Here is a 24,857-nt window from a genome sequence, read left to right as displayed (position 1 = left end):
CAATTGGATTGTAGCGGTCGCGGCGTAGCCTGCAAGCAGCTCAAACTGGGTTTGCGATACTCACCACGCTGCGGCCCAAGGATTGACCGGCCAACATGGCTGAAAATACCTCTGCAAGACCGTCTAAGCCTACTTCACGGGTGCAGATGGCGTCCAGATTGTCGGGTTTCCAGCTGTCCGCCAACCGCCGCCAGACCTCTTCACGGATATCGCGCGCGGTGCCGGCCGAGGCTACCCCCAGCAGCGACACGCCGCGAATGATGAACGGCATCACCGTGGCATGCAGTTCGTGCGACGCCGCCAGCCCGCAACTGGCCACATTGCCGTAGGGTGCGGTCTGCGCCAACAGGGCGGCCAGCATCGGCCCGCCGACATTGTCCAGACCGCCGCCAAAGCGGGCGGTGTCCATCGGTTTGGTGGTGGCCAATGCGTCGCGGCCCAAGACTTCGTGCGCACCCAGCGACTTCAGATAGTCCGCATGCTCGGGTTTTCCGCTGATCGCGTGGACTTCATAACCGGCCTTGCGATAAATAGCCAATGCCAACGAGCCCACGCCGCCGCTGGCCCCCGTCACTGCCAAAGGGCCGTGCGCCGGTGTTTGGCGATTGTCTTCCATCCGCAGCAAGCCCAGTGCAGCGGTGAAGCCAGCGGTGCCCAGGATCATCGCTTCGCGCAGGCTCAGCCCTGTGGGCAACGGGATAACCCACTTCGCCTCCAGCCGTGCATATTCGCTATAACCGCCGTCGCGGGTTTCCGACAGGCCACTGCCGGTCACCAGCACCGCGTCGCCTTCTTTGAAGGCCGCATCGGTGGATGTCACTACATGCCCCGCCACATCAATCCCGCCCACCAGCGGAAATTGCCGCAGGATTTTGCCTTGGCCGGTACCCGCCAGTGCGTCTTTGTAGTTGATGGAGGAGTACGCGGTCTTGATGATCACCTCGCCGGAGTTGAGATCCGTCAGCGCGATCGATTCCAGCCCGCTGCGGTAGCCCGCCGCGTCATTGTGAATTCGGAATGCGCGAAACGACGAGGGAATGCTCATACGTCCTCCGATGACAATTTGAGTTGGCTGCGGCGTTTTTCATCCAGCCATTTGTCGGCCTGCGCCGGAATGTAATTGCGCATCCACGTCAGCAATGTATCGATGTCATGGCCTTGCCACAGGTCGTGGCGCTGCTCCGCGTGCAGAAAACGCTCGCGCACCATGGTGTCCAGCATCGCCATCAGTGGCTCCCAAAAGCCATTGTTGTCGAGGAAGGCGCAGGGTTTCTTGCCGAGGCCCAGCTGCCGCCAAGTCAGCATTTCGAACATCTCGTCCAGCGTGCCGAAGCCGCCGGGGAGGGCAACGAAGCCGTCGGCCAGTTCGAACATGCGTGCCTTGCGGGTGTGCATGGAATCCACGATTTCCAGTCGCGTCACATCCTTGTGCGCCACTTCCCAATCGACCAGCTGCTGCGGGATCACGCCGATCACTTCACCGCCGCCGGCGAGGACGGCATCGGCCACGATGCCCATCAGGCCGACGTTGCCGCCGCCATAGACCAGCGCGATGCCGTCGCGGGCGAGGCGCGCGCCGAAGTCGCGGGCCAGCGCGGCGTAGGCCGGATCACCGCCGGCGTTGGAACCGCAATAGACGCAGAGGGTCTTCATCCTGCACTCCTGAAATGGGTCAAGGCCGCCTGGGTGGCGCTCATGCCGGCGAAGGCGGCGACCGCCGCCACCGCGAAACACGCCCAGACCGGCCAGCCGGCCCGCAGCGACAGGCTCAGCGCCGGGAAGAACGCCAGCCCGCCCAGCACGAACCAAAAGATATCCATCGACAGCCGCGCCACTTGGCGCGGGTCGCCGGTGTCGACGTACAGCCAGCCCAGCACCAGCAGCGACGTCACCGGCAGCGCCGCCACCAGCGCGCCCAGCAGGCCGGGGCGCTTGGCGAGGCCCGAGGCGAGCAGCACCAGCGCCACCGTGATCGTCGTCTTGAGCAGGAACTGCAGGGGCATCGGCGTAGCGGGACCTCGAAATGCGAACGGCGCCGCGAGGGCGCCGTCCGGGGACGCGGGCGGCCTTAGTTGGCCTTGTGGATCGCCCGCTTGTGCACCGCCATCGCGGCGTCGTGCACGGCTTCGCTCAGCGACGGGTGGGCGTGGCAGATGCGCGCCAGGTCGTCGGCGCTGCCCTTGAACTCCATCGCCAGCACGCCTTCGTGGACCAGCTCGGACACGTTGGCGCCGACCAGGTGCATGCCGAGGATCGTGTCGGTCTCGGCATGCGCCAGCACCTTCACGAAGCCCGCCGGCTCGGCCATCGCCACCGCGCGGCCGACCGCCGCGAACGGGAAGCTGCCGGCCTTGTACGGGATGCCCTCGGCCTTCAGCTGCTCCTCGGTCTTGCCGACCCAGGCGATTTCCGGCTCGGTGTAGATCACCCACGGAATGGTGTCGAAATTGACGTGGCCCGGCAGGCCGGCGATCAGCTCGGCCACCGCGATGCCTTCCTCGAAGCCCTTGTGCGCCAGCATCGGGCCGCGCACGCAGTCGCCGACCGCCCACACGCCGTCGACGCCGGTGTGGCAATGCGCGTCGACCTCGATCTGGCCGCGCTCGTTGAGCTTCACGCCGGTGCCTTCGGCCAGCAGGCCCTTGGTGGCGGCACGGCGGCCCACGGCCACCAGCAGCTTGTCGACCACCAGGCTCTGCTCGGCGCCCTTGTCGTCGGTGTAGCTGACGTGCACGCCGTCCTTCTTCACTTCGGTGTTGCTGACCTTGCAGCCGAGGCGGATGTCCAGGCCCTGCTTCTTGAATTCGCGCGCGGCGACCTTGCCCACTTCGGCGTCGGCGGCGGCGAGGAAGTTCGGCAGGCCTTCGAGGATGGTGACCTCGGCGCCCAGTCGCTTCCACACGCTGCCCAGCTCCAGCCCGATCACGCCGGCGCCGATCACGCCGAGGCGCTTCGGCACCTGCTCCAGGTCCAGCGCGCCAACGTTGTCGATGATGTGTTCGCCGAACTTGGCGAACGGCAGTTCGATCGAATCCGAACCGGCGGCGAGGATGACGTTGGTGCCCGCAAGCGAAACCTCGGAACCGTCGTGCTGCTTGACCTTGACGATGTTGCCCGGCTGCAGCTGGCCGAAGCCGTAGAACGCGGTGATCTTGTTCGCCTTGAACAGCGCCGCGATGCCGCCGGTGAACTGCTTCACGATGCCGTCCTTGCGGGCGACCATCTTCTTCACGTCGATCGCAGGCGACTCGAAGCTGATGCCGTGCTGGTCGAAGAGGTGGCCCATGTTCCAGAACTGGCGGCTGGAATCCAGCAGCGCCTTGGACGGGATGCAGCCCACCCGCAGGCAGGTGCCGCCCAGCGCCGGCTTGCCGTCCTTGCCCAGCGCGGCGTCGATGCAGGCGGTCTTCAGGCCCAGCTGCGCGGCGCGGATGGCGGCGTGGTAGCCGGCGGGGCCGGCACCGATGACGACGACGTCGAAAGTGTGTTGTTCGCTCATCTCACATCCCCAACAGCATGCGGTGCGGGTTTTCCAACTGGTTCTTGATATCGACCAGGAACAGCACGGCTTCCTTGCCATCGATGATGCGGTGGTCGTAGGACAGCGCGATGTACATCATCGGTGCGGCAATGACTTGGCCGTTTTCGACGATGGCACGTTCCTTGATGGTGTGCATGCCGAGGATGGCGCTCTGCGGCGGGTTCACGATCGGAGTGGACATCAACGAACCAAAGGTGCCGCCATTGGTGATCGTGAAGGTGCCGCCCTGCAGGTCATCCAGACCCAGTTTTCCGTCGCGCGCTTTCTTGGCATAAGTGGCAATGCCTTGTTCGATCTCGGCAAACCCCATGCGTTCGACATTGCGCAGCACCGGAGTCACCAAACCCTTGTCGGTGGACACCGCGATGCTGATATCGGCATAGCCGTGATAGATCACATCGCTGCCATCCACCGAGGCATTGATGACCGGGTACTTCTGCAGTGCGTTGGCGGCGGCCTTGGCAAAGAAGCTCATGAAGCCCAGCTTGATGCCGTTGGCCTTTTCGAACTGCTCGCCCAGCTCCTTGCGCATCTGCATGACCTTGGCCAGATTGACTTCATTGAACGAGGTCAGCATCGCAATCGAGTTTTTCGACTGCATCAGGCGTTCGGCGATGCGGGTACGCATACGGGTCATCGGGACGCGTTCTTCCGGGCGCGCGCCGCCACCCACGCCGGCGGTCTTGCCACTGGCGTAGTTGACGATGTCTTCCTTGGTCACCATGCCGCGACGGCCGGTGCCGGCGACATCCGCAGGATTTACGCCGCTGGTGGTGGCGGCAAAGCGTGCGCCTGGCGGCAGGGTCTCGGCGGCGGCAGCGGCGACGGGCGCAGCTGGGGCGGCGGCGGCCGGAGCCGTCGCCTGCGGTGCCGGTGCAGCGGGCGCCGGTGCGGCGGGTGCGGGTGCTGCGGCAACGGCGCCTTCTTCAATCAGCGCAAGCAGCTGCTGGCTGGTGACGGTGGCACCTTCGGCAAACTTGATCTCCTTGATCACGCCATCCACCGGCGAGGGCACTTCCAGCACCACCTTGTCGGTTTCAAGATCAAGCAGGTTTTCGTCACGCTTGACGGTGTCGCCAACTTTTTTATGCCAGCTGGCAATCGTGGCGTCGGAAACGGATTCGGGAAGAACCGGGACTTTGACTTCGGTGGCCATATGGGCGTCCTGTCGGAAAATAGGTCTGAAGGTCAGTCAGCGGCAGTGTCGCCGGCGACGGGATTGGTGAAGGCATCGTCCAACAGCTGCTGCAATTCGCGCAGATGGTCGGCCATATGCCCCACGGCGGGTGATGGCGAGCGCGGCCGGCCAGCGTAGCCCAAGGTTTGTTTGGCTTGCAGGCAGGCACACAAATGGTGCTGGATCTGGTACCAGGCACCTTGGTTTTGCGGTTCTTCCTGACACCACACAACCTCGCCGGCCTTGCTGTACTTGGCCAGTTCGGCGGCCAGCCGGGTGCGTGGGAACGGGTAGAGCTGCTCGACGCGGACCAAGGCCACATCGGTCTTGCCGCGCTTTTGCTGGTCTTCCAGCAGGTCGTAATAGACCTTGCCGGAGCACAACACCACGCGCTTGACCTGCTTCGCATCGGCGTTGGCATCGCCAATCAGATGCTGGAACTCGCCATTGGCCATCTCTTCCAGCGAGGACACTGCCAGCTTGTGGCGCAGCAGCGATTTCGGGCTCATGACCACCAGCGGTTTGCGGGTGGTCATGTGCAGCTGGCGACGCAGCATGTGGAAGGCCTGCGCCGGGGTGGAGGGTACGCACACCAGCATATTCTCCAGTGCGCACAGTTGCAGGAAGCGCTCCAGCCGCGCCGAGCTGTGTTCCGGGCCTTGGCCTTCGTAGCCGTGCGGCAGCAGCAAGGTCAAGCCGGCCACGCGGCCCCACTTGGCCTCGCCGGCAGCCACGAATTGGTCGATCACCACCTGCGCACCATTGGCAAAGTCGCCAAACTGGCCTTCCCAGATGCACAGGGTGTTGGGGTCGGTGGTGGAGAAGCCATATTCGAACGCCATCACCGCTTCTTCGCTGAGTAGCGAATCAACCACCGCAGCGCGTTCGGGTGAGCTGACCAGTTGCCGCAGCGGCAGGTAATAACGGTCGGTCTTCTGGTCGTGCAAGATCGCGTGACGGTGGGTGAAGGTGCCACGGCCGACGTCCTGGCCGACCAAGCGCAGGGCGAAGCCTTCATCCAGCAAGGTGGCGTAGGCCAGGTTTTCGGCAAAACCCCAGTCGCCGGGCTGTTCGCCTGCGGCCATCTTGCGGCGGTCGTCATACACCTTGGCCACGCGCGAGTGCAGTTGCACTTCGTTGGGGATGGTGTTGATTTGCGCGGCCAGCGCTTTGAGCTTGTCCATGCCCACGGCGGTACTGATGGCATCGGAGAGCTTGCCGGAGAGCAGCTTGGGCCAATCCACGTACAGCGGATCGGTGGGGGCCAGTTTGTGTGCAGCGGCAACTTCGGTGGTGCATTCACCGGAGTCCAATTTGTTGCGATAGGTATCCACCAAGGCAGTACCCGTACCGGCGGAAATGACACCGGCGGCTTCCAGCTGCGCGGCGTACAGCTCGCGGGTGGTCTTGTGTTGGCGGATGACCTGGTACATCAGTGGCTGGGTGATCGACGGTTCGTCGGCCTCGTTGTGACCGTGGCGGCGGTAGCACACCAGATCGATGACCACATCCTTGGCAAATTGCTGGCGGAACTCGAACGCCAGTTGCGCGGCAAACACCACGGCTTCAGGATCATCGCCGTTGACGTGCAGCACCGGAGCGCCCACGAACTTGGCGATGTCGGTGCAGTAGCGGGTGGAGCGGGTGTCTTCCACGTTGGAGGTGGTGAAGCCCACCTGATTGTTGACCACCACATGCACGGTGCCGCCCACCGTGAAGCCGCGTGCCTGCGACATCTGGAACAGCTCCATCACCACACCCTGGCCGGCAAACGCCGAATCGCCGTGGATCAGGATGGGCATGACTTGCTTGCGGGCGTGATCGCCACGGCGCTCCTGACGCGAGCGCACGCTGCCGGCGACCACCGGATCCACGATTTCCAGATGCGAGGGGTTGAACGCCAGCGCCAGATGCACCGGGCCGCCGGGGGTACTGACATCGGCAGAGAACCCCATGTGGTATTTCACGTCTCCGGCAATGGCGTGTTCGTCGTGGTCGAATTTGCCTTCGAACTCATCGAACAATTTGCGCGGGTTTTTGCCCAGTGTGTTCACCAGTACGTTCAAACGGCCGCGATGGGCCATCCCGATGATGACGTCCTTGACACCGGCACTGCCGGCACCGCGAATGACGGTGTCCATCAATGGAATCAGCGCATCGCCGCCTTCCAGCGAAAAGCGTTTCTGGCCGACGTATTTGGTGTGCAGGTAGCGCTCCAGACCTTCGGCGGCGGTCAGGCGTTCCAGCGTGCGGCGCCGGGTATCGGCATCCAGGTTGTAATTGCCACCGGCCGCTTCCAGCCGTTGATACAGCCACTGCCGCTGGTCGGCCTCGAAAATGTGCATGAACTCTGCACCGATACTGCCGGTGTAGGTGGCTTGCAGGTGTGCAACCAAATCACGCAGCTTCATTCGCGTCTGACCCGCCACGCCGCCGGTGCTGAACTCATCGGCAAGATCCGACTGGCCCAGATGGTGGAAACCCAGATCCAGATCCGGTGGGTTGACCGGCGTGGCCATGCCCAGCGGGTCAAGCTTGGCAGCCAGGTGCCCGCGTGAGCGGTAGGCGGTGATCAAGCGGCCGATATTGCGTTCGCGCTCATCGCCACCTGCGCTGCCGGCCAGTTGGCCTCGGGCGGCTAATTTGCCGGCCTCGGCAATCTGCTCGATGACCGCAGAGTGCGGCACATCACCGGCTTCGCGGCCATGCAGGCCATCGAAATACTGTTTCCATTTGCCATCAACACTGTCCGGCGCAACCAGATATTGCTCGTACAAGTCTTCGATGAACGCGCCATTGGCGCCGAGTTGGGAGGTTTGAGCGAACTGCTTGAGGAGACTGTCCACGGGGTGGCTAGCAACCTATTGGTGGGGAAGGGAATGGGGCTTGTCTGCGCCAGAAACAAAAACAGGCTGAAAATGAATACGCGCAAACAAAGAATTGGAATTATAGCCACAGGGCCCCGCCTGCAGTACCGATTCCGGTCAAGAAAATGCCGGTTTCAGATTCCCAAAGCCCTGTATTCAGCTATGGGTCGGGAACGCTCCCAGATTTCTTCGAAGCGTTGCTGCAACTGCCGTACGCGGCCGCGCCCATCCAAGCAGGCAATCCCCTCGGCGCGTTCACCCAGCGTGCGCGTGTAATAACCGCCGGTGTCATTGGCCAGCATGGCGCTGCGATCTTCGCGATAGACCGGATCATTCACTTCGCGGAACTGGAACACGCTGGGCAGCCGCTGCGCCAATTCCAGCAGTTTGGCGTGCGCCGCCTGTGGCGCGGTGGCATCGTGCAACAGGATCAACACTTGGCCATCGCGGCCGGCGGTGGCAAAGTCGCGCAGCGCGGTGAGCAGGTCGGCATGGTCGAACAGCCAGGATTCCATATCCAGGCTGCGGATCCACACGCGGCGGCGGGCATTGGCCACGATTTGGGTGGCCAGAGCAATGGCGGTGGGATGGTCGCTGACCCGAATCAGCGTGCTGCTGTCAGCGTTGTCACTGGCGTCGTTCATGGGGCGTCCTCCTGCATCAGTTGGTAGTGCCCGGCACCGAGCAGGGCGATGACAGCGGCACGCCCGGCATCGCTCAGGCCCGCATGCAGCGGGGCGTCGATGGTATCGCTGGCAGCCAGCACACGGGCGTCGGCGCTGGGCAGCGGGTAGGCAGCACCGCCCGCATACAGCCGTGCCGTATTGTCGCTGGCGCAGGCTGCCTGCCGCCACGCCATCCGCGACCAAGGGTGGCGGATGAGTTGCGCGCCATCGGCCAGCGCCAGTGCCACCCCATCGCCAGGCGGCGGGTTGTCGGCGGGCACCGGCAACACCGCGCTGCGATAGGTGGTGATGAAGCTGCCAAACCAGTCGCCAAAGCGGTCGGGGTCATCCATGCGCAGCTGTTGCAAGGCCGCGTGCACACGTTGGATAGCGGCGGCGTCGATTTCGTTGGGGTCACTGGGCAGGACGATATCGGGATCAGCGTAGCGCAGCTCGTCCGGGGCATCGGCAGCCAGCGTATCCACGTAATCACCCAGCAGTTCGGCCGCTGCCGGCGCACGCATCCCGACCGAAATGGTCAAACACGCATCCACTGCCACCCCGTGGTGCGGCACCCCGGGCGGCAGATACAGCATGTCGCCGGGTTGCAGCACCCAGTCATGGCTGGGCGTGAAGTCGCGCAACAGTTTGAGTTCCACATCGTCGCGACATGCCAGCGGCGGATGTGCACCGGCATCGATCTGCCAATGCCGCTGACCCTGGGCCTGCAACAAAAACACATCGTATTGATCGACATGCGCCCCCACCGAACCGCCGGTGGCCGCAAAACTGATCATGATGTCGTCGATCCGCCAGCGCGGCAGAAATTCGAAATGCGCCAGCAATGCGCGCACATCGCCATCCCACTTGTCCACATCCTGCACCAGCAAGGTCCAGTCGTGGTCGGGCAGGCCAGGGAAGTCGTCTTCGGCAAACGGCCCGTGGCGCACGCGCCAACTGTCGTCGCGTTTGTCGTGTTCAATCAAGCGCGCCAACACGCCATCTTCGCAGGCCAAACCGGCGAGGTCTTCAGGTTCAATCGGCGGGACAACATCAGGGAATGCATTGCGAATCAGCAGCGGCTGCTTTTGCCAGTAGTCGCGCAGGAACACCGCAGGGGGCATGCCCAGCAGTCCTTTGCCGGTGGCGTCGATTTCGATCATGGCTTCGCCCCGGCTTGCTCTTGTTGCAGGCGCGCAGCCAGTGCGATGCGCCCATTGGCGGCGTAAGTTTTGCAGGCGTTGGCATCAATCAGCGGTGCGCGCCCTTGCATCCGTGCAAATAAATTGACTGCAAGTGGATGTGGCGCAATCTGGATGTCGCAGGGCAGCGCGGCGATGGTGTCCAGGCCGTGCTCAAATGCGGCCACATAGGCCGGGTGCGCAGAGTATTGGAAGTCGTTGTCCGAAATCGCACTGCTGCTGTCGGTATAGGCGATATTGAGGCAGTGCTTGCCTGCGCAGGACCGCCATGTCCAAGAGGTACCCCCCGCGGCGTGTCCGGGCGTGGCATGTGCGGTCAGCGCCAATTGGCTGCCAACGCGAATGGTTTCGCCATTCGCAACGACTGCAGTGTTTGCAACCGGTGGAAAGACCGTGGAGCCATCCAGAAATTGCGGGTCGCTGCGGTCGCCGTGGCCAGACTGGAACGTGGCAAGCGCGGGCGCACGCACGCGCACCACTGCACCGGTGATGCGCTGCAAATAGGCAATACCGCCGGCGTGGTCACGGTGCTCGTGCGAGTTGACGATGTACTTCACATCCTGTGGCTTGAAACCCAATGCACGGATATTGGCCGCGATCAGTGGGCCTGCGGCCTCGCTGGCACCATCGATCACTACATGGCCTGCAGGGGATGTCACCAGCAAGGCCGTCAGCCCGCAACTGCCCACATACCACGTATTGCCAAACAGCTTGCGTGGCGGTGCGCGGTCATCCCAGCCGTCCATGACAGTTGCATGGGCAGGACAATGTGGCACCGCTGGCTGCTCGCGCTTGGCGGCGCTGACGGTGCAAGCCGGCAGCATCATCAGTACGGCAAACGTGCGCGCAAGCTGCATGACGCTCAAATACTCCGCGCCAAGTACGCGGCCAGGCCGGTATAGCGGCCCGGCGTCATCGCCAGCAGGCGCTGTTTGGCGTCGGTGGGCAAGTCCAGCGTTTCGATGAAAGCGCGCATCGTGGTGGCATTGATGTCCTGGCCACGCGTCAACGCCTTCAGTTGTTCATACGGATTAGGCAAGCCGTGGCGACGCATTACGGTTTGCACGGCTTCGGCCAATACTTCCCAACTGGCGTCGAGGTCGGCGTTCAAGCGTTCGGCGTTCATGATCAGCTTGTTCAAGCCGCGCTGCAGGGCATCGAAGCCGATCAACTGATGGCCAAACGCGGTGCCGAGTGCGCGCAGCACGGTGGAGTCGGTCAGGTCGCGTTGCCAGCGTGAGATCGGCAGTTTGGCGGCGAAATGTTCGAACAGGGCATTGGCAATGCCGAAGTTGCCTTCGGCGTTTTCAAAATCAATCGGGTTGACCTTGTGCGGCATCGCGCTGCTGCCCACTTCGCCGGCCTTGACCACCTGCTTGAAATAGCCTTGCGAGATATAGCCCCAGATGTCGCGGCACAAATCAATCAGGATGGTGTCGATGCGCTTGGCCACATCGCTGAGTTCAGCGATGCCATCGTGCGGCTCGATCTGGGTGGTGTAGGGCTGCCAGTCAAGATCCAGCGATTCGACGAAATGTTTGGAAAACGCCGGCCAATCCATATCGGGATAAGCCACGCTGTGCGCATTGTAATTGCCCACCGCGCCGTTGATCTTGCCCGGCATCGGCAAGCCGGCCAGCACTTCGCCTTGGCGTTGCAGGCGCGCCACCACATTGGCCAATTCCTTGCCCAGGGTGGTGGGTGAGGCAGTCTGGCCGTGGGTGCGCGAGAGCATCGGCTGGCTGGCGTAGTCGTGCGCCATCGTGCGCAGTTTCTCGATCAGGCCATCGAGTTTGGGCAGCAGCACATCCTGCCGTGCCTGGCTCAGCATCAGTGCATAGCTGAGGTTGTTGATATCTTCGCTGGTGCAGGCAAAGTGGACGAATTCCAATGCGGGCCCGAGCTCGGCATCGTCCTTGAGCTGTTCCTTGATGAAGTATTCCACTGCCTTCACGTCGTGATTGGTGGTGGCTTCAATGGTTTTGACGCGGGCGGCATGCACCACCGAAAACCCATCGGCCAATTGCCGCAAGCGGCTGATTTGGGCATCGGAAAATGGCTTCAATTCGGGGATTGCAGGTTCAGCCGCCAATGCCAGCAACCATTCCACTTCCACCTTCACCCGCGCCTTGATCAGGCCATATTCGGAAAAGATCGGGCGCAGGGCGTCCACTTTGCCGGCATAGCGGCCATCGAGCGGGGACAGGGCGGTGAGGGTGTCGGACATGGAGGCGAGGGACTGGAAACGGGCCTCTATTGTAGAGCCGAGCTTGCTCGGCTGCGTTCTTTGGCTAGCGCCGAGGCGTACCCTAGGCGGATCGACAGGAGGACGACGCACATGGCCAAGCGCACGGATTTTCGGATCGAACACGACAGCATGGGCGAGTTGCGGGTACCCGTAGCGGCGCTGTGGGGCGCGCAAACCCAGCGTGCCAAGGACAATTTCCACATCTCGGGGCGGCCGATGCCCGCCGCGTTCATCCGCGCCTTGGCGCTGGTCAAAGCTTCCGCCGCGGTGGTCAATGGGCATTTGGGCCTGCTCACCAAGGCGCAGAGCGAGGCCATCATCCATGCCGCCACGGCGGTGGCCGGTGGCGCGCATGCCGACCAATTCCCGGTTGACCGCTACCAGACCGGCTCCGGCACGTCATCCAATATGAATGCCAACGAGGTGATTGCGCATGTGGCCAGTGCTGCGTCGAAGCGGGCGGTGCATCCCAATGATCATGTCAATCTGGGCCAAAGCAGCAATGACGTGATTCCCACCAGCCTGCGGGTGATGGCGGTGCTGGAAACCGAGCACACCTTGTTGCCGGCATTGAAGCACCTGCGCAAGGCTGTGGATGCACGCGGCAAGGCGCTGGGCAATGTGGTGAAAACCGGGCGCACACATTTGATGGATGCGATGCCGCTGACCTTTGCGCAGGAGTTTTCCGCGTGGTCGGCGCAGCTCACCTCGGCGCAGGCGCGGATTGAAGGGTGCTTGAAACGCGTGCGGCGCCTGCCGATTGGTGGCACCGCCATTGGCACCGGCATCAATGCCCATCCCAAGTTCGGCAAAGGCGTGGCCAAGGCGCTGACGGCGGCCACGGAATGCACATTCGAGCAGGCCAAGAATACATTCGAAGGGCTGGCCGCGCAGGATGACCTGGTGGAACTGTCGGGTCAGTTGAACGCGCTGGCGGTGGCGCTGATGAAGCTGGGCAATGATTTGCGCTGGATGAACTCGGGGCCGTTGGCAGGCCTGGGGGAAATTGAATTGCCGATCTTGCAGCCGGGTAGCTCGATCATGCCGGGCAAGGTCAACCCGGTGATTCCCGAGGCGCTGTGCATGGTGTGCGCGCAGGTGATGGGCTTGCACCATGCGGTGACGATTGCCGGCCAGAGCGGCAATTTTCAGCTCAATGTGATGCTGCCGCTGATTGCCTGCAATTTGGATGAGGCCATCGGCTTGCTGGCCCACGCCATGCAGGAGCTCGCCGACAAAGCCATTGCCGGCTTGCGCGTGCGCGAGGCGAATGTGCAGCAGGCACTGGACCGCAATCCGATTCTGGTCACCGCGCTCAACCCGGTGATTGGGTATGAGAAGGGTGCCAGGATTGCCAAGCGCGCCTACGCGGAAAACCGCCCGGTACTGGAAGTGGCGTTGGAGGACAGTGGGCTGGATGAAGCGACGCTGCGCCGACTGCTGGATCCGGCCAAGTTGACGCGGGGCGGAATTGGGTGAGGGCTGGAAAGAAAAATCCCCGCCGAAGCGGGGATTGGAGCGTGGCGCGGTGATTACTGCTTTTCGTCTTCGCTATTGCTGTCGTCACTGATCACAGCGACACCCTTGTCACCCTTTTTGCCGCAGTCGTTGATGTCGTCCTGGGTCATTGTGGCGTAGGGCTTGAAGGCGGGCAGGGAGCCGGCCAGGGCTTGCTGGCTGGCCAGCATCGGCGGCAGATAGGCACAGAGTTTCATGGCCTGGGCTTCGATCTTTTTGCCTTCGGCCTCCATCCGTGCTTCAAAATCCTTCTGGCCTTTTTCGCCGCCAAAAATCGCCCCGGCCACGCCTTGCAGCGCGGTGCCGGCAATATCGGCACCCTGCGAGCCAATCGCCATGCCGGCTTCGGCAATGTTGATGATCTGGCCGCGATACGCCAGCAATTGCTGGCGCTGCGCCGGGGTGATGGCGACCGGCTTGCCATCAATCAACAGATCGCCCTGCGGGCTGATTTCGCCTTTCGGCAGGCCACTGGTGTGCCTGCTCACATTGTGGCCGTTGACATTGATTTTCATGTCGCCGTTGAGGCTGAGATTGCCCTCGCGCAGTTCCTTGCGCGCTTGTGTCAAGGCTTTGTCCACTTGCTGGCCGATAAAGCCTTTGTCCGCAGTGGCGGGCGGTGCCGGTGGCGTGGGCGGGGCGGGCGGAGCCGGCGGTTGGCTGCACCCCAACAGTGGCATGCAGGCGATCACGGCAGTGGCGATTCTGATGTTCATTGCATTTCCTCGGGTTCAGCGGATGGCAAATTCACGGCGAACATCGCTTTCGCATTGTTCGACATCATTGGCATCAAGATTGGCGTAGGGACGAAATTGCGGCACGCTGCCGGCCAGTTGCTGCTGTGAGTCGCGCACCTTTGGCAGAAGCCGGCAGATGCCGCGCACGCCCGGTTCCACTTGCTCGCGCACCACGCGGTCGACGCGACGCTCCAAGCTGCCAGTCATCGCGCCGACCATCAGGCTGAGCCACGAACCGCCAACTGCGTCCAGCGCGGCCTCGGAGCCTTTCTGGCCAATATCAATCCCGATCTTGGCCACTTCGACCACCAGTCCGCGATAGGCCAGCAGTTGCCGCCGCTGATTGGTATCAATGGGCTGCATCTGGCCGCCGATCAAAAAATCGCCTTGCGGGGTGATTTCCGCAGTGGGGAGTGCACTGGACGCCTTGCCAGGTGCGTCGTGGCGGCGACCAACTTGAAAGTTGCCGTCCACTTTCAAGTTGCCGGTATCCAGCTCGCGGCGGGCCTGTGCCAATTCGGTGCGAACCTCCTTGCGGGCTTCGGCCAAACTGTGTTGGACGTCGGTCTGGAGGCCGGTATCGGACGCCGGGTGGGCGTCGGCCTGCCCCGGTATCAGCAAGCTGCAGGCAACGAGCAAGGGGAGAGCGGCGATACGTAGGTGCATGTGCTGGTCCTCGGGATGTGTTGAATGCGCGGTTGCAGGTTCAGTTGTCGTCGCGCCAACGACGCAGGCGGATGGCGGCGATGATCATGGCGATGCCGGCCACCGCACCCACCCACAACTGCGGTGCGGCAAAGGCGGTGTACATCGACTGCACCACGGCCAGATGCTTGGGGAAATCGCTGGAGGTCAGCGCATCGGTATTGGTGACGATGAACCAAGTGCCCGGGAACACGCCGCCCAACAGGTGTGCCACCACGTTCTTCCAGAACCAACTGCTGCCCAGGTTGAACACGTGCATCAGGTTGAACCAGGTGACAAACACGCCAGCGAATACCGGGATCATGATCGCCCACAGGAACGGCTTGCTCTTGGACCATGCCGAGCAGAGCAGCAACCAGCCCACGCTGGGCAGTGCCCACAAGGCATACAGCGGGATGGCGGCCAGTACCACGCCGGCATTGGCCAGCAAATTGGAAGGGCTCCACAACAGGGTCAGCGGGTTGCCGTGATGGATCAGCACGAACACGCTGAGCAGCAGCAGGAAGGCCAGCATGCAGGCGATACCGATCACCATCGCAATGGTGGGTGCGACCACCAATGCACTCAGTACCTTGGCCAGCACGGTATCGCGGTCGGACACCGGCAATGACTTCCAGAACAGCACGCTGCGATCCTTGCGTTCGTCGAACAAGGTGCCCAAGCAGTAGAAGAACACCACAAAGCCCAATACCAGCATCGGCCAGAACATCGCTGAGGCGGTGCTCATGCTGACTGCGCCGGCCAGCTGCTCGGCATCGGACGGGCTCATATGCGAGGTGATCGTGCTCAAGTCCAAGCCATTGACGCTGAAGTGCCCGTCCACCTGGATTTTGCCGCTGCTATTGCGCAGCGCCACTTCGCCCAGGATCAAGCCCATCAAGGTCAACAGCAGCGAGATGCCGCCCGCCCAGATCGGTGCCCAGAAAAACCCGCCTTTGTGTTCCCAGAATTCACGCTTGAGCAGCAGCTTCAGCTTGTGGGTGGTGTGCGGGGGCGTGGCCGCTTTGACCGGGGCGCGCTCGGCCGCTTCGAAAGTGGCGTTCATGCGTAGGTTCCTTTCATGGTGGCGACGAACAGATCGGCCAAGCCCGGGGTGCGGGTCTCGCCAAGTTCGCGCAGGCGTGCCGGGTCGGCACCGTCGAACAACATCACCGTCTTGCCAAACGGCAGACTGCGTTCATCAATCGGCTGCAATGCACGTGCGGCTTCCAGTTTGTCGGCATTGAGCAGCACTTCGGTATAGCGCTCGCCCAAGCTGTCCATTTGTGCGTTCAGCGAAATTTTGCCGTCACGGATGAACATCACATCGGTCAGGATGTGCTCGACTTCTTCCACTTGGTGGGTGGTGATGATGATGGTCTTGTCTTCATCGAAATAGTCTTCCAGCAGGCGCTGATAGAACTGCTTGCGATACAGGATGTCCAGGCCCAAGGTGGGTTCGTCCAACACCAGCAGTTTGGCGTCGATCGCCATCACCAGCGCCAGATGCAACTGCACGATCATGCCCTTGGACATTTCGCGTACTTTCAGATTGGGCTTGAGCTGGGTGCCTTGCAGGAAGCGCTGACACTTGCCGGCATCAAAGCGTGGATGCACGCCGGCGACGAACTCGATGGCCTGCGCCACCGTGATCCAACGCGGCAGCACCGCCACATCGGCAATGAAACAGACATCGTTCATCAATTCATCGCGTTGGGTGCGTGGGTCCTTGCCCAGCACTTTCAACTCGCCCTCGAACGGAATCAGCCCCAACACCGCTTTCAGTGCGGTGGTTTTGCCGGCACCGTTGGGGGCAATCAAACCAATGATGCGGCCCGCGGGGATGTCGAAGTTGGTGCCATCCAGCGCCAACTTGTTTTTGTAGGCCTTGCGCAGGCCACGTGCGGAAACAACGGATGCAGTGGTCATGGTGTTCACTTTGGCCCCCATTTGCTCTTGGGATCCAGCAGTTCTTCAATCGTCAGGCCCAGCCGCTGGATGCGCTCCAGCATCAAGGGCCATTCTTCGCGCAGAAAACGTTCGCGTTCGCTTTGCAGTAGGCGCGCGTTGGCGCCATCGGTGACGTACATACCTAGGCCTCTGCGTTTTTCGACAAGTTGATCGTCCGCAAGCTCCTGGTAGGCGCGCGAGACGGTGATCGGGTTGAGTTGGTATTCGGCGGCCACCTGGCGCACCGAGGGCAAGGCATCGCCAGGCTTCAAGATTCCGTCCAGCAACATGGCCACGACGCGATCCTTGAGCTGGCGATAAATCGGAGCGCCATCGCTCCATTCAACGGCAGTCATGACTCACTCCTTCGGGAGAAAGAAGGAAAAAAACGGCATCCGCACGGATTGGTAAGTACGGCGGGTCACGCCGTGGTTCACTCGTGCGGCAGGGGAGACTTCGCCGACACCAGCCGCTTGCGAGGTGGTGGCAGCCAAGGTTTGGGAACGCGTTTCCGGCGCGGCCGGCGTGCTGGCCAACAAGGTGACAACCAGCAAAGCACTACTGGTCAGCATGGCCATCAGGGTGTTGTGGAGCTTGCGGTTCATGGTGAACGTCCTGCTCTGGGTGTTCGGTGTTGTAGGCAACTATAACACTATATTTTTGCCCGTCAACCCCCCATGCACCCAACTGATGGCAGGGGGGCTGATGCCATGCGGACACCTGCGTTGGCCTGAATCTGAACGCCACACTCACCCACCGCATCACAACAGGATTGCCCCCGACAGCCATGCGCATGACAATACAGGGCTATGCCTGCGCCGGTATCCTGCCGCTGCAGTCCGTCTGGAGCACGAACAATGAACTTTGCATCACGCGCCTTGAGCGCACTGCTGCTGGCTGTCATCGCATCGGGCAGTGTGCATGCGCAAGACGCCGCCCCGGTCAGCGAACGCGACAAAGTGGGCTACATGATCGGGTTGGATGTGGGCAAGTCGATTGGTCCAGGCTTTCTGGATCTGGACATGACCGCGCTACAGCGCGCCGTGGAAAACGGCATGGTCAACGGCCAGCCACTGCTGAATGACAGCGACGTCAAAGTCACGCGGCAAGCCTTGATCGACAGTATCAGCGCACGCAAGGCCGGCAAACCGGCAACCAGCATCGACCACGTCAAAGCCGGGTTATTGGTGGGTGGCAATATCGGGACATCATTGGCCAGCATCCACACGGAATTCGACTTGCCGATGTTCATGCATGGCGTGAAAGATGGTGCCAATCCGGCGGCAAAACCGGCATTGGATGATGCCGAAATCGCCAGGGTGCGCAGCGCATTTTCCGCCCACATGGGGGAAATCAAGGCTGCCAAGCGCGAGGCCGATGCCAAGGCTTCCAGCAAACTCGAAGATGATTTCCTGGCCCGCAACAAACAGGTCAAGGGCGTATTTACCACCCTCAGCGGCTTGCAGTATTTGGTGCTGCGGCAAGGCAATGGCCCGCGTCCGAGGCCTGGCCAAAAGGTCAAGGTCAATTACGTGGGCACCTTGCTGGATGGCAAGAAATTCGATAGTTCCTATGACCGTGGCCAGCCTGCTGAATTCGGGCTGGATCAAGTGATCAAGGGCTGGACCGAGGGCGTTGGTCTGATGCCGGTGGGTGCCAAATATCGGTTCTGGATCCCTGCGCGTCTGGGCTATGGCGAGAAGGGCGCCGGCACCGAGATTCCACCCAATGCCACACTGATGTTTGATGTGGAACTGCTGGGCGTCGAATAAGTCAAAGCACGTCGTACTACATGCAATGGGCGGGCTTGCCGCCTCACTCAACTACCTGGAGTTCCACACTGATGAAGCCGTTTGCCCGCACCACCGCGCTGACCGTTGCCATGTTGCTGGCCCTGTCCGCTTGTAAGGCTGAACAAAAGCCGGTCGATGTTTCGGCCGACAAGACCGAAGCCGGCAAGACGGCGACCGACAAAACCGGTATTCCGGGTTTGGCCACCGAGAAAGAGCAGGTCAGCTACACCATCGGTATGGCGATGGGTAAGCAACTGTCGGAAATCAAGGACGAGGTAAATCTGGACACCGTGGTCAAAGCACTGCGCACGCAGATGGCTGGCGAAAAAGTGTTGGTGACCGACGAGCAAGCACAGAAGATCATGCAGGAATTCGGCCAGAAAATGCAGGCCAAGCAAATCGCCAAGATGATGGAAGAGGGCAAGCTCAACCAGGAAAAGGGTGACAAGTTCCTCGCCGAGAACGGCAAGAAAACCGGCGTGGTGACCACCCCGTCAGGCTTGCAGTACCAGGTGATGACCGCAGGCAAGGGCGCCAAGCCCACCGCTGCCGATGGTGTGAAGGTGAACTACAAGGGCACCTTGCTGGATGGCAAGGAATTTGACAGCTCCTACAAGCGCGGCGAACCGGCAGTGCTGCCGCTGGGTGGCGTGATCCCCGGCTGGTCCGAGGGCCTGCAGCTGATGCAGGTGGGCAGCAAGTACAAGTTCTGGATTCCGGCCAAGCTGGCCTACGGTGAGCAGGCACCGCCGATGATTGGCCCCAACCAGGTGCTGGAGTTTGAAGTCGAGTTGCTCGACATCATCAAGCCGAACGCCGCCAAGTAATCTGTTTGCCATCGCCCGTGGCGTACCCTTGGGTGCGCCCGGGCGTTGTGTTTTGGAGGATGGCCAATGCGTGTATGTATCTTCGGCACCGGCTATGTGGGGCTGGTCACCGGAACCTGTCTGGCCGACGTTGGCCACGATGTGGTGTGTGTCGATATCGATGCGGGCAAAGTGGAACGCCTGAATGCAGGCGTGATCCCGATTTTCGAGCCCGGCCTCACGCCGATGGTGCAGGCCAACCACGCGGCCGGTCGTTTGCGTTTTACCACTGATGCCGCGCAGGGTATTGCGCATGGAGATGTGGTGTTTATTGCAGTGGGCACTCCGTCCGACGAAGATGGCAGTGCGGATTTGAGCTATGTCCTGGCCGTGGCACGCAGCATCGGCCAGTCCATGCAAGCACCCCTCGTGGTGGTAAATAAATCCACGGTGCCAGTGGGGACTGCAGACAAGGTGCGCGCCGCGATTAGTGATGTACTTGCACAGCGCGGTATCGACATCGCATTCGATGTGGTGTCCAATCCGGAATTCCTGAAGGAAGGTGCAGCTGTAGAAGACTGCATGCGCCCCGATCGCATCGTCATTGGTGCCAACAATCCAACCGCGATTGAAATGCTGAAGCGCCTGTACGCGCCGTTCAACCGCAATCACGATCGCATCGTGAGCATGGATGTGCGTTCGGCCGAACTCACCAAATATGCCGCCAACGCCATGTTGGCCACCAAAATCAGCTTCATGAATGAGATCGCCAACATCGCCGAACAAGTGGGGGCTGATGTCGAGATGGTGCGCAAGGGCATCGGCTCAGACCCGCGCATCGGCTGGCATTTCATCTATCCGGGTGCCGGTTATGGTGGCTCGTGTTTCCCCAAGGACGTGCAGGCGCTGGCCAAAACTGCCCAGCAATTCGGCGTGCGGCCGCGACTCCTGGATGCGGTGGAGGCGGTGAATGCCGCACAAAAAGAACATCTGTTTGAATTGATGGTGCGCCATTACGGCAGTGTCGAAGCGCTGCATGGCAAGACTGTGGCCTTGTGGGGCCTGGCCTTCAAGCCTAATACCGACGATATGCGCGAAGCCTCCAGTCGACGCCTGTTGCAGCGCTTATGGGACGCTGGCGCGACGGTGCGCGCCTATGATCCCGAGGCCATGCCGGAGACGCGGCGCATTTATGGCGAGCGCGTCGACTTGGTGCTGTGTGATTTTGCAGAGGCTGCACTACACGGTGCCGATGCGCTGGTGGTGATCACTGAATGGAAGCAGTTCCGCAGCCCCGATTTTGCCAAGCTGGCCACCAGGCTGGCCGATGCTGTGGTGTTTGATGGCCGCAACCTGTATGCCCCCGACGAGGTGGAAACCGCGGGCCTGGCATATTACGGCATCGGGCGCGGACGATCCCTGCAAAGGCCTGCGGCATGAGTGCCGACCTAGAACAACGCATCGTCGATTTGGAAGTGCGCATCGCCTTCCAAGAACATGCCCTGCAAGAGCTCTCCGACGCACTGGCCGCTGCACGCAGCGAAGAAGCCAGCAATTCGCTGATGCTGCATCGGGCACTGGAAGAATTGCGACAATTTCGCAGCGCGATGGCGGCCAGTCCCTTAACGGTGGATGCCGCCAGCGAGCCCCCCCCTCCGCATTACTAAGCCATAGACGTAGCGATGAGCAACTCCTTGCGTGACCAATTGAAAGGCCTCGGCTTCAAGGAGCCTCCGACGCCTGCGCCCAAGCCCGCACATGCACCACGGCCTGTGCACGCCCCGCATGCCGCTGCAGGTAAACCAGGCGCAGGGTCAGGTGCACGGCCAGGAAATAAACCTGCAGCCGGTGGTCGCAAGTCCGACCCGCGTGCCGCGCAACCACGAACCCGCGAAGACATTGATTTGGCCAAGGCCTATGCCATTCGTGCGCAGAAAGAAAAAGACGAGCGCATCGAGGCCGAGCGACTGAAGCAGGAAGAGGCGCGTTTGCGTCGCGAAGCCAAAGCCAAATTGGAGGCCTTCCTCAAGGACAAGGCGCTGAATGCCGCAGATGCCGAGCATGTCCGCCATTTCGAATACGGTGGCAAGATCAAGCGCATCCATGTGACCGCCGAACAACTCAAGGCACTCAATGCAGGCGCCTTGGGAGTGTTGCAGATGAATGGCCGGTATCTGCTAGTAGAAGCGGCGGTGCTGGACGCGGCACAGGCCATTTTCGCGCAAGCTGTTGCGTTGAGAGTGGACCCCGATGCACTTGCGCCCGACGATCCGTATGCGGATCCGCAATACCGGATACCGGATGATTTGGCGTGGTGAAGTCAAGAGCCGCCTGCATTGGTCTGCTGGTGCTGTTGCGTGCAGCACCGCTGTATGCGCAGGATGCCGCGGCGTTTGATCGGCCCGGAATTGGCTTTGCCAGCACGACGGTGCCGCGTGGTAGCCTGGCGTGGGAGCAGGGGCTAGCGGACGTTTCAACGAATCACGATGCCAGTGGTCGACAGCGGCAGTGGGTTGCAGACACCTTGTTGCGTTATGGACTGCGTGATGGGCTTGAATTGCAGCTTGGTGCTGATAGCTATGCTTGGCAGCATGCGAGCGATGTCAGCGGGCATTGGCGCGCGCAGGGGATGGGGAATAGCCGTCTTGGTCTGAAGATGTCGCTGCCTAGTCACACGGATGCATTTTCCTGGGCGATGCTTGCCACGGCCAGCTTGCCCACCGGCCGAGCGCCCATCGGCGGTGGCACGCGTGGCTATGATCTTGGCATCACTGCGCAATGGGCGATGGCCAACGATTGTTCGTTCGCGCTATATGCCGATCACAGCCTCGGCCATGAGCGCGGTTGGATGCTGTCGCCAAGTTATAACTTCAATTTCAGCCAACACTGGGCCGGTTATCTCGAAGCCGGTATCGGGAGTGGTTCGCAGCGAGGCCGCATGCTCGGCAGCGGCCTGACCTGGCAACCAAGCCCACGGTTCCAATTGGATGTATCCGCGCTGCGCGGCGTGCAGGGTGCAGCGGATTGGCAGGCAGGGCTTGGAGTTTCGCTGCTGATTCGGTAGCGAATCCGTCTTACCCGGGGATGCGGGCATCAATTGCGGCCGCCATTTGCCGGCGTGAAAACACAAAGTCCCATAAGCTGCCGCCCAGTTGTCTCCACAGCACGGCGGCACGCAGCGCGGCCATCAGTAGGGCACGAATTTCGGCGACCACACCTGCTTGCCCCAGATAGTGCGGGTTGCCTTGTACCATCACCCGAGGGCGCAGATTGCTGAGGGTGTCGGCGTAAAGCTTGGCCAGCTCGGAAATGACGTTGGCATGCGTGCTGCCCATGGTATTGGCATTGGCTTGCAATCGCAGTAGCGCCGTCTGCACCTGGGTCACCATCGCGCCGGTGCGTACAAAGCGGCGCTCCAGTTGCAATACCGCCAGCGCAAGCTTGCCCAGGGCTTCGTCCTTGTTGCCGTTGGCCAAGTAGTCACGCAATTGGCGCAGCCCCGTGTGCAGGCCATTGGCGCTGCCGAACACGGCTTCGGTGCTGTGCGCATCAATCCGGAACACACTGTCCAGCGCGGCCTGTACTTGGCTGCTGTCGGACTGGCCGGTATCTGCAATTCGGCGCACCTGGGCCAAGGCTTGCAACATGCCTGCCAGCGCCAATACGCGGTCGTCGAACGGATTACTCATGCACAATTTCCGGGAACAGGGGCGTCGGTGGCGGCGATCACGGCGCCGCCCAGACAGACCTCGCCATCGTAAAGCACCAGGGATTGACCAGGGGTGACTGCGCGCTGCGCGCGTGCAAACTGCACTGCAAGCGTACCGTCATCGTGCACTGTCACCGTACAGGGCTCGTCTGGTTGCCGATAGCGGGTTTGCGCGGTGCAGGGAAACTGCGGTGCAGGCGGCGCACCGGCGATCCAATGCGCGGTTTCGCTGCGCAAGTTGCGGGACTGCAACCACGGGCTGTCATGGCCCTGGTCGACATACAGGATGTTATTGGCAACATCCTTGGCCACCACAAACCACGGGGCTTGCGGCCTGCCACGCATACCGCCGATATTCAGGCCTTCGCGCTGGCCCAAGGTGTAATAAAACACGCCGCAATGTGCACCGATCCGGAGACCCTCCGGGGTGCGCAGCTCGCCTTCCTTGGCAGGCAGGTATTGCGCCAGGAAGCTGCGGAAATCACGTTCACCGATAAAGCAGATGCCAGTGGAATCTTTTTTCTCGGCGGTGCGCAGGCCGTGCGCACCGGCAATTTCGCGGATCCTTGTTTTTGCCAGCTCGCCCAGCGGGAAGCGGGTGAACGCCAATTGCGCCTGCCCCAGCTGGTGCAGGAAGTAGCTCTGGTCCTTGCTGCGATCGACCGCACGCAGCAGCCGGAATGTGCCCATCCGTTGATCGACGCGGGCGTAATGGCCGGTGGCAATGGCATCGGCACCCAGCTCGTGCGCGGCATCGAGAAAATGCTTGAACTTGATCTCGCGGTTGCACAGCACGTCCGGGTTGGGGGTGCGGCCAGCGGCGTATTCGGCCAGAAAATACTGGAACACGCCTTCCCAATATTCCTTCGAAAAATCACGAAACCGGATCGGAATACCCAGCGCGCCACACACGGCTACGGCGTCGCGGCGGTCGTCTTCGGCACGGCACTGGCCACTGCCATCGTCGGCCCAGTTCTGCATGAACAGGCCAATGACTTCGCAACCCGCATCGCGCAGCAGCAGCGCGGCCACCGAGGAATCCACGCCGCCAGACACGCCCACCACGATCTTGTTGCCGGTCATGGCAGTTGCTGCACCAACGTCAGCGGGTGCCGGCTGCCGCCCAGATAGTCTGCCACCACCTTCCAGACCAATGGACTGCGGTGGCGCGATGCTTGCGCCTGCAATTCCTGCGGACTCAGCCACAGGGCGCGCACGATCCCGTCATCCAGTACCGCGTCGGCAATTTCATCCAGCCGTTCAGCGGCGAATGCAACGCGCAGATAGTGTTTGCCGGTTTCGCCAGCCTGCCATTGGTAAAAGCCGACCACATGGGTGATGCGCACGTTCCAACCGGTTTCTTCACGGGTTTCGCGCAGCGCAGCGGCGATCAGGCTTTCATCCGGCTCCAGATGGCCGGCAGGCTGGTTGATCACCAATGCACCATTGACCTGTTCCTCCACACATAACAACCGGCCATCATGCACCACAACCGTGGCCACGGTGATATCAGGCTGCCAGAAACGCGGGGGTTGTGTGTGCATCAGGCTATTGTCCTTGTTGCCGGCCGTATCGTCCATGCACCGGCTTCGTATAATTGGCACATGTCAAACCAATCTGATAAACCGCAGCACACCCATGAGCATGGCGTGGCCGTGGCGTCGGCACGCCCGGGCGTGGCGCGGCCACCGTTGTACACCGTGTTTTTACTCAATGATGATTTCACCCCGATGGATTTCGTGGTGGACGTGTTGATGCAGTTTTTTACGATGGACCTGGAAAAAGCCACGCAAGTGATGCTGCACGTCCACACCCGTGGGCGCGGGGTGTGCGGGGTATTTACCCGTGAAATCGCCGAATCCAAGGTGGCGCAAGTCAATGATTATGCCCGCCTGAACCAACACCCATTGTTGTGCACAATGGAAAAGTCTTAGTACGAGAGGGGACTTGTTTCAGGCTG

General features: G+C 61.6%; 26 protein-coding genes and 1 pseudogene. 8 read left to right on the top strand and 19 right to left on the bottom strand.

The annotated features are described in order from the left end of the window. Window positions 1–40: 40 nt before the first annotated feature. The 10 genes and pseudogenes from K7B09_RS11115 to purB form a co-directional block, all read right to left on the bottom strand. The gene (locus K7B09_RS11115) at window positions 41–1,045 is read right to left on the bottom strand and encodes a YhdH/YhfP family quinone oxidoreductase (protein WP_223629532.1); all 1,005 of its coding nucleotides are present in this window, start codon (window positions 1,043–1,045) and stop codon (window positions 41–43) included. After that, the gene (locus K7B09_RS11110) at window positions 1,042–1,653 is read right to left on the bottom strand and encodes an LOG family protein (RefSeq protein ID WP_223629531.1); all 612 of its coding nucleotides are present in this window, start codon (window positions 1,651–1,653) and stop codon (window positions 1,042–1,044) included. Before K7B09_RS11110 ends, K7B09_RS11115 begins: the two co-directional genes overlap by 4 nt. Further along, window positions 1,650–2,003 carry a DUF3147 family protein gene (locus K7B09_RS11105; protein WP_223629530.1) on the bottom strand — a complete coding sequence of 118 codons (354 nt, stop codon included), beginning with the start codon at window positions 2,001–2,003 and terminating at the stop codon, window positions 1,650–1,652. The genes K7B09_RS11110 and K7B09_RS11105 overlap by 4 nt, the downstream gene beginning before the upstream one ends. Before the next feature lie 65 nt (window positions 2,004–2,068). Beyond that, complete coding sequence (lpdA, locus tag K7B09_RS11100) at window positions 2,069–3,499, bottom strand: dihydrolipoyl dehydrogenase (RefSeq protein ID WP_223629529.1); 1,431 nt, start codon at window positions 3,497–3,499, stop codon at window positions 2,069–2,071. Window position 3,500: 1 nt separating this feature from the next. Continuing rightward, window positions 3,501–4,697 (bottom strand): dihydrolipoyllysine-residue succinyltransferase, encoded by a 1,197-nt coding sequence (gene sucB / locus K7B09_RS11095; RefSeq protein ID WP_223629528.1) that lies wholly within the window; start codon window positions 4,695–4,697, stop codon window positions 3,501–3,503. 32 nt (window positions 4,698–4,729) lie between these two features. After that, window positions 4,730–7,564: a 2-oxoglutarate dehydrogenase E1 component gene (locus K7B09_RS11090; protein ID WP_223629527.1), complete on the bottom strand. Its 2,835-nt coding sequence runs from the start codon at window positions 7,562–7,564 to the stop codon at window positions 4,730–4,732. A 155-nt stretch (window positions 7,565–7,719) separates the two neighbouring features. Beyond that, window positions 7,720–8,229 (bottom strand): DUF7931 domain-containing protein, encoded by a 510-nt coding sequence (locus K7B09_RS11085; RefSeq protein ID WP_374348719.1) that lies wholly within the window; start codon window positions 8,227–8,229, stop codon window positions 7,720–7,722. A 2-nt stretch (window positions 8,230–8,231) separates the two neighbouring features. After that, window positions 8,232–9,413 (bottom strand): annotated as a pseudogene (locus K7B09_RS11080) (ribosomal protein uL16 3-hydroxylase); the annotation flags it as partial. Next, window positions 9,410–10,309: a subclass B3 metallo-beta-lactamase gene (bla, locus tag K7B09_RS11075; RefSeq protein WP_223629526.1), complete on the bottom strand. Its 900-nt coding sequence runs from the start codon at window positions 10,307–10,309 to the stop codon at window positions 9,410–9,412. The gene bla and the pseudogene K7B09_RS11080, both read right to left, overlap by 4 nt. A gap of 5 nt (window positions 10,310–10,314) precedes the next feature. Further along, on the bottom strand, window positions 10,315–11,679 hold the full coding sequence (gene purB, locus K7B09_RS11070) for an adenylosuccinate lyase (protein ID WP_223629525.1): 1,365 nt from the start codon (window positions 11,677–11,679) through the stop codon (window positions 10,315–10,317). Window positions 11,680–11,790: 111 nt separating this feature from the next. Here purB and K7B09_RS11065 point away from each other — a divergent pair, with 111 nt between their 5' ends. Continuing rightward, window positions 11,791–13,179: a class II fumarate hydratase gene (locus K7B09_RS11065; RefSeq protein ID WP_223629524.1), complete on the top strand. Its 1,389-nt coding sequence runs from the start codon at window positions 11,791–11,793 to the stop codon at window positions 13,177–13,179. A gap of 53 nt (window positions 13,180–13,232) precedes the next feature. On the opposite strand, the gene K7B09_RS11060 is transcribed toward K7B09_RS11065, so the two are convergent. Genes K7B09_RS11060 through K7B09_RS11035 form a run of 6 tightly spaced genes read right to left on the bottom strand, consistent with a single transcriptional unit; the run spans window position 13,233 to window position 17,194 of the window. Further along, window positions 13,233–13,934, bottom strand: coding sequence for a DUF2884 family protein (locus tag K7B09_RS11060; protein ID WP_223629523.1), 702 nt, complete (start codon window positions 13,932–13,934; stop codon window positions 13,233–13,235). Between the two features lie 15 nt (window positions 13,935–13,949). Beyond that, window positions 13,950–14,621 carry a hypothetical protein gene (locus K7B09_RS11055; RefSeq protein WP_223629522.1) on the bottom strand — a complete coding sequence of 224 codons (672 nt, stop codon included), beginning with the start codon at window positions 14,619–14,621 and terminating at the stop codon, window positions 13,950–13,952. Window positions 14,622–14,661: 40 nt separating this feature from the next. Continuing rightward, window positions 14,662–15,705 (bottom strand): hypothetical protein, encoded by a 1,044-nt coding sequence (locus K7B09_RS11050; RefSeq protein ID WP_223629521.1) that lies wholly within the window; start codon window positions 15,703–15,705, stop codon window positions 14,662–14,664. After that, window positions 15,702–16,568 (bottom strand): ABC transporter ATP-binding protein, encoded by an 867-nt coding sequence (locus K7B09_RS11045; protein WP_425507861.1) that lies wholly within the window; start codon window positions 16,566–16,568, stop codon window positions 15,702–15,704. Before K7B09_RS11045 ends, K7B09_RS11050 begins: the two co-directional genes overlap by 4 nt. Before the next feature lie 5 nt (window positions 16,569–16,573). Next, window positions 16,574–16,945 carry a GntR family transcriptional regulator gene (locus K7B09_RS11040; RefSeq protein WP_223629519.1) on the bottom strand — a complete coding sequence of 124 codons (372 nt, stop codon included), beginning with the start codon at window positions 16,943–16,945 and terminating at the stop codon, window positions 16,574–16,576. A gap of 3 nt (window positions 16,946–16,948) precedes the next feature. After that, entirely contained in the window at window positions 16,949–17,194 is a 246-nt protein-coding gene (locus K7B09_RS11035) for a hypothetical protein (RefSeq protein WP_223629518.1), read from the bottom strand. 252 nt (window positions 17,195–17,446) lie between these two features. Here K7B09_RS11035 and K7B09_RS11030 point away from each other — a divergent pair, with 252 nt between their 5' ends. The 6 genes from K7B09_RS11030 (at window position 17,447) to K7B09_RS11005 (ending at window position 22,252) form a co-directional block, all read left to right on the top strand. Next, the gene (locus K7B09_RS11030; protein WP_223629517.1) at window positions 17,447–18,361 is read left to right on the top strand and encodes an FKBP-type peptidyl-prolyl cis-trans isomerase; all 915 of its coding nucleotides are present in this window, start codon (window positions 17,447–17,449) and stop codon (window positions 18,359–18,361) included. Window positions 18,362–18,432: 71 nt separating this feature from the next. Further along, window positions 18,433–19,209, top strand: coding sequence for an FKBP-type peptidyl-prolyl cis-trans isomerase (locus K7B09_RS11025; RefSeq protein WP_223629516.1), 777 nt, complete (start codon window positions 18,433–18,435; stop codon window positions 19,207–19,209). 66 nt (window positions 19,210–19,275) lie between these two features. Continuing rightward, window positions 19,276–20,628, top strand: coding sequence for a UDP-glucose dehydrogenase family protein (locus K7B09_RS11020; protein ID WP_223629515.1), 1,353 nt, complete (start codon window positions 19,276–19,278; stop codon window positions 20,626–20,628). Further along, the gene (locus tag K7B09_RS11015) at window positions 20,625–20,855 is read left to right on the top strand and encodes a SlyX family protein (protein ID WP_223629514.1); all 231 of its coding nucleotides are present in this window, start codon (window positions 20,625–20,627) and stop codon (window positions 20,853–20,855) included. Before K7B09_RS11020 ends, K7B09_RS11015 begins: the two co-directional genes overlap by 4 nt. Window positions 20,856–20,870: 15 nt before the next feature. Next, the gene (locus K7B09_RS11010; protein WP_223629513.1) at window positions 20,871–21,506 is read left to right on the top strand and encodes a DUF2058 domain-containing protein; all 636 of its coding nucleotides are present in this window, start codon (window positions 20,871–20,873) and stop codon (window positions 21,504–21,506) included. Next, window positions 21,503–22,252, top strand: coding sequence for a transporter (locus K7B09_RS11005; protein WP_223629512.1), 750 nt, complete (start codon window positions 21,503–21,505; stop codon window positions 22,250–22,252). The genes K7B09_RS11010 and K7B09_RS11005 overlap by 4 nt, the downstream gene beginning before the upstream one ends. Before the next feature lie 10 nt (window positions 22,253–22,262). Here the strand turns inward: K7B09_RS11005 and hflD are convergent, their stop codons facing one another. Genes hflD through K7B09_RS10990 form a run of 3 tightly spaced genes read right to left on the bottom strand, consistent with a single transcriptional unit; the run spans window position 22,263 to window position 24,441 of the window. After that, window positions 22,263–22,877, bottom strand: coding sequence for a high frequency lysogenization protein HflD (gene hflD / locus K7B09_RS11000; protein WP_223629511.1), 615 nt, complete (start codon window positions 22,875–22,877; stop codon window positions 22,263–22,265). Further along, window positions 22,874–23,980, bottom strand: coding sequence for a tRNA 2-thiouridine(34) synthase MnmA (gene mnmA, locus K7B09_RS10995; protein ID WP_223629510.1), 1,107 nt, complete (start codon window positions 23,978–23,980; stop codon window positions 22,874–22,876). The genes hflD and mnmA overlap by 4 nt, the downstream gene beginning before the upstream one ends. Beyond that, window positions 23,977–24,441 carry an NUDIX hydrolase gene (locus K7B09_RS10990; RefSeq protein ID WP_223629509.1) on the bottom strand — a complete coding sequence of 155 codons (465 nt, stop codon included), beginning with the start codon at window positions 24,439–24,441 and terminating at the stop codon, window positions 23,977–23,979. Before K7B09_RS10990 ends, mnmA begins: the two co-directional genes overlap by 4 nt. Before the next feature lie 60 nt (window positions 24,442–24,501). Here K7B09_RS10990 and clpS point away from each other — a divergent pair, with 60 nt between their 5' ends. Next, on the top strand, window positions 24,502–24,831 hold the full coding sequence (gene clpS, locus K7B09_RS10985) for an ATP-dependent Clp protease adapter ClpS (protein WP_223629508.1): 330 nt from the start codon (window positions 24,502–24,504) through the stop codon (window positions 24,829–24,831). Window positions 24,832–24,857 lie beyond the last annotated feature (26 nt).

Origin of the sequence: Thermomonas beijingensis, assembly GCF_020034655.1 — a bacterium.
Lineage (GTDB): Bacteria > Pseudomonadota > Gammaproteobacteria > Xanthomonadales > Xanthomonadaceae > Thermomonas > Thermomonas beijingensis.
Note: the sequence above shows the minus strand (reverse complement) of the source record. Positions and strands in the feature narration are given on the sequence as shown.

Coding starts and splice junctions, on each gene's coding strand:
- K7B09_RS11115 (WP_223629532.1), bottom strand. CDS start 1,045: ATGAGCATTCCCTCGTCGTTTCGCGCATTCCGAATTCACAATGACGCG.
- K7B09_RS11110 (WP_223629531.1), bottom strand. CDS start 1,653: ATGAAGACCCTCTGCGTCTATTGCGGTTCCAACGCCGGCGGTGATCCG.
- K7B09_RS11105 (WP_223629530.1), bottom strand. CDS start 2,003: ATGCCCCTGCAGTTCCTGCTCAAGACGACGATCACGGTGGCGCTGGTG.
- lpdA (WP_223629529.1), bottom strand. CDS start 3,499: ATGAGCGAACAACACACTTTCGACGTCGTCGTCATCGGTGCCGGCCCC.
- sucB (WP_223629528.1), bottom strand. CDS start 4,697: ATGGCCACCGAAGTCAAAGTCCCGGTTCTTCCCGAATCCGTTTCCGAC.
- K7B09_RS11085 (WP_374348719.1), bottom strand. CDS start 8,229: ATGAACGACGCCAGTGACAACGCTGACAGCAGCACGCTGATTCGGGTC.
- bla (WP_223629526.1), bottom strand. CDS start 10,309: ATGCAGCTTGCGCGCACGTTTGCCGTACTGATGATGCTGCCGGCTTGC.
- purB (WP_223629525.1), bottom strand. CDS start 11,679: ATGTCCGACACCCTCACCGCCCTGTCCCCGCTCGATGGCCGCTATGCC.
- K7B09_RS11065 (WP_223629524.1), top strand. CDS start 11,791: ATGGCCAAGCGCACGGATTTTCGGATCGAACACGACAGCATGGGCGAG.
- K7B09_RS11060 (WP_223629523.1), bottom strand. CDS start 13,934: ATGAACATCAGAATCGCCACTGCCGTGATCGCCTGCATGCCACTGTTG.
- K7B09_RS11055 (WP_223629522.1), bottom strand. CDS start 14,621: ATGCACCTACGTATCGCCGCTCTCCCCTTGCTCGTTGCCTGCAGCTTG.
- K7B09_RS11050 (WP_223629521.1), bottom strand. CDS start 15,705: ATGAACGCCACTTTCGAAGCGGCCGAGCGCGCCCCGGTCAAAGCGGCC.
- K7B09_RS11045 (WP_425507861.1), bottom strand. CDS start 16,568: ATGACCACTGCATCCGTTGTTTCCGCACGTGGCCTGCGCAAGGCCTAC.
- K7B09_RS11040 (WP_223629519.1), bottom strand. CDS start 16,945: ATGACTGCCGTTGAATGGAGCGATGGCGCTCCGATTTATCGCCAGCTC.
- K7B09_RS11035 (WP_223629518.1), bottom strand. CDS start 17,194: ATGAACCGCAAGCTCCACAACACCCTGATGGCCATGCTGACCAGTAGT.
- K7B09_RS11030 (WP_223629517.1), top strand. CDS start 17,447: ATGAACTTTGCATCACGCGCCTTGAGCGCACTGCTGCTGGCTGTCATC.
- K7B09_RS11025 (WP_223629516.1), top strand. CDS start 18,433: ATGAAGCCGTTTGCCCGCACCACCGCGCTGACCGTTGCCATGTTGCTG.
- K7B09_RS11020 (WP_223629515.1), top strand. CDS start 19,276: ATGCGTGTATGTATCTTCGGCACCGGCTATGTGGGGCTGGTCACCGGA.
- K7B09_RS11015 (WP_223629514.1), top strand. CDS start 20,625: ATGAGTGCCGACCTAGAACAACGCATCGTCGATTTGGAAGTGCGCATC.
- K7B09_RS11010 (WP_223629513.1), top strand. CDS start 20,871: ATGAGCAACTCCTTGCGTGACCAATTGAAAGGCCTCGGCTTCAAGGAG.
- hflD (WP_223629511.1), bottom strand. CDS start 22,877: ATGAGTAATCCGTTCGACGACCGCGTATTGGCGCTGGCAGGCATGTTG.
- mnmA (WP_223629510.1), bottom strand. CDS start 23,980: ATGACCGGCAACAAGATCGTGGTGGGCGTGTCTGGCGGCGTGGATTCC.
- K7B09_RS10990 (WP_223629509.1), bottom strand. CDS start 24,441: ATGCACACACAACCCCCGCGTTTCTGGCAGCCTGATATCACCGTGGCC.
- clpS (WP_223629508.1), top strand. CDS start 24,502: ATGTCAAACCAATCTGATAAACCGCAGCACACCCATGAGCATGGCGTG.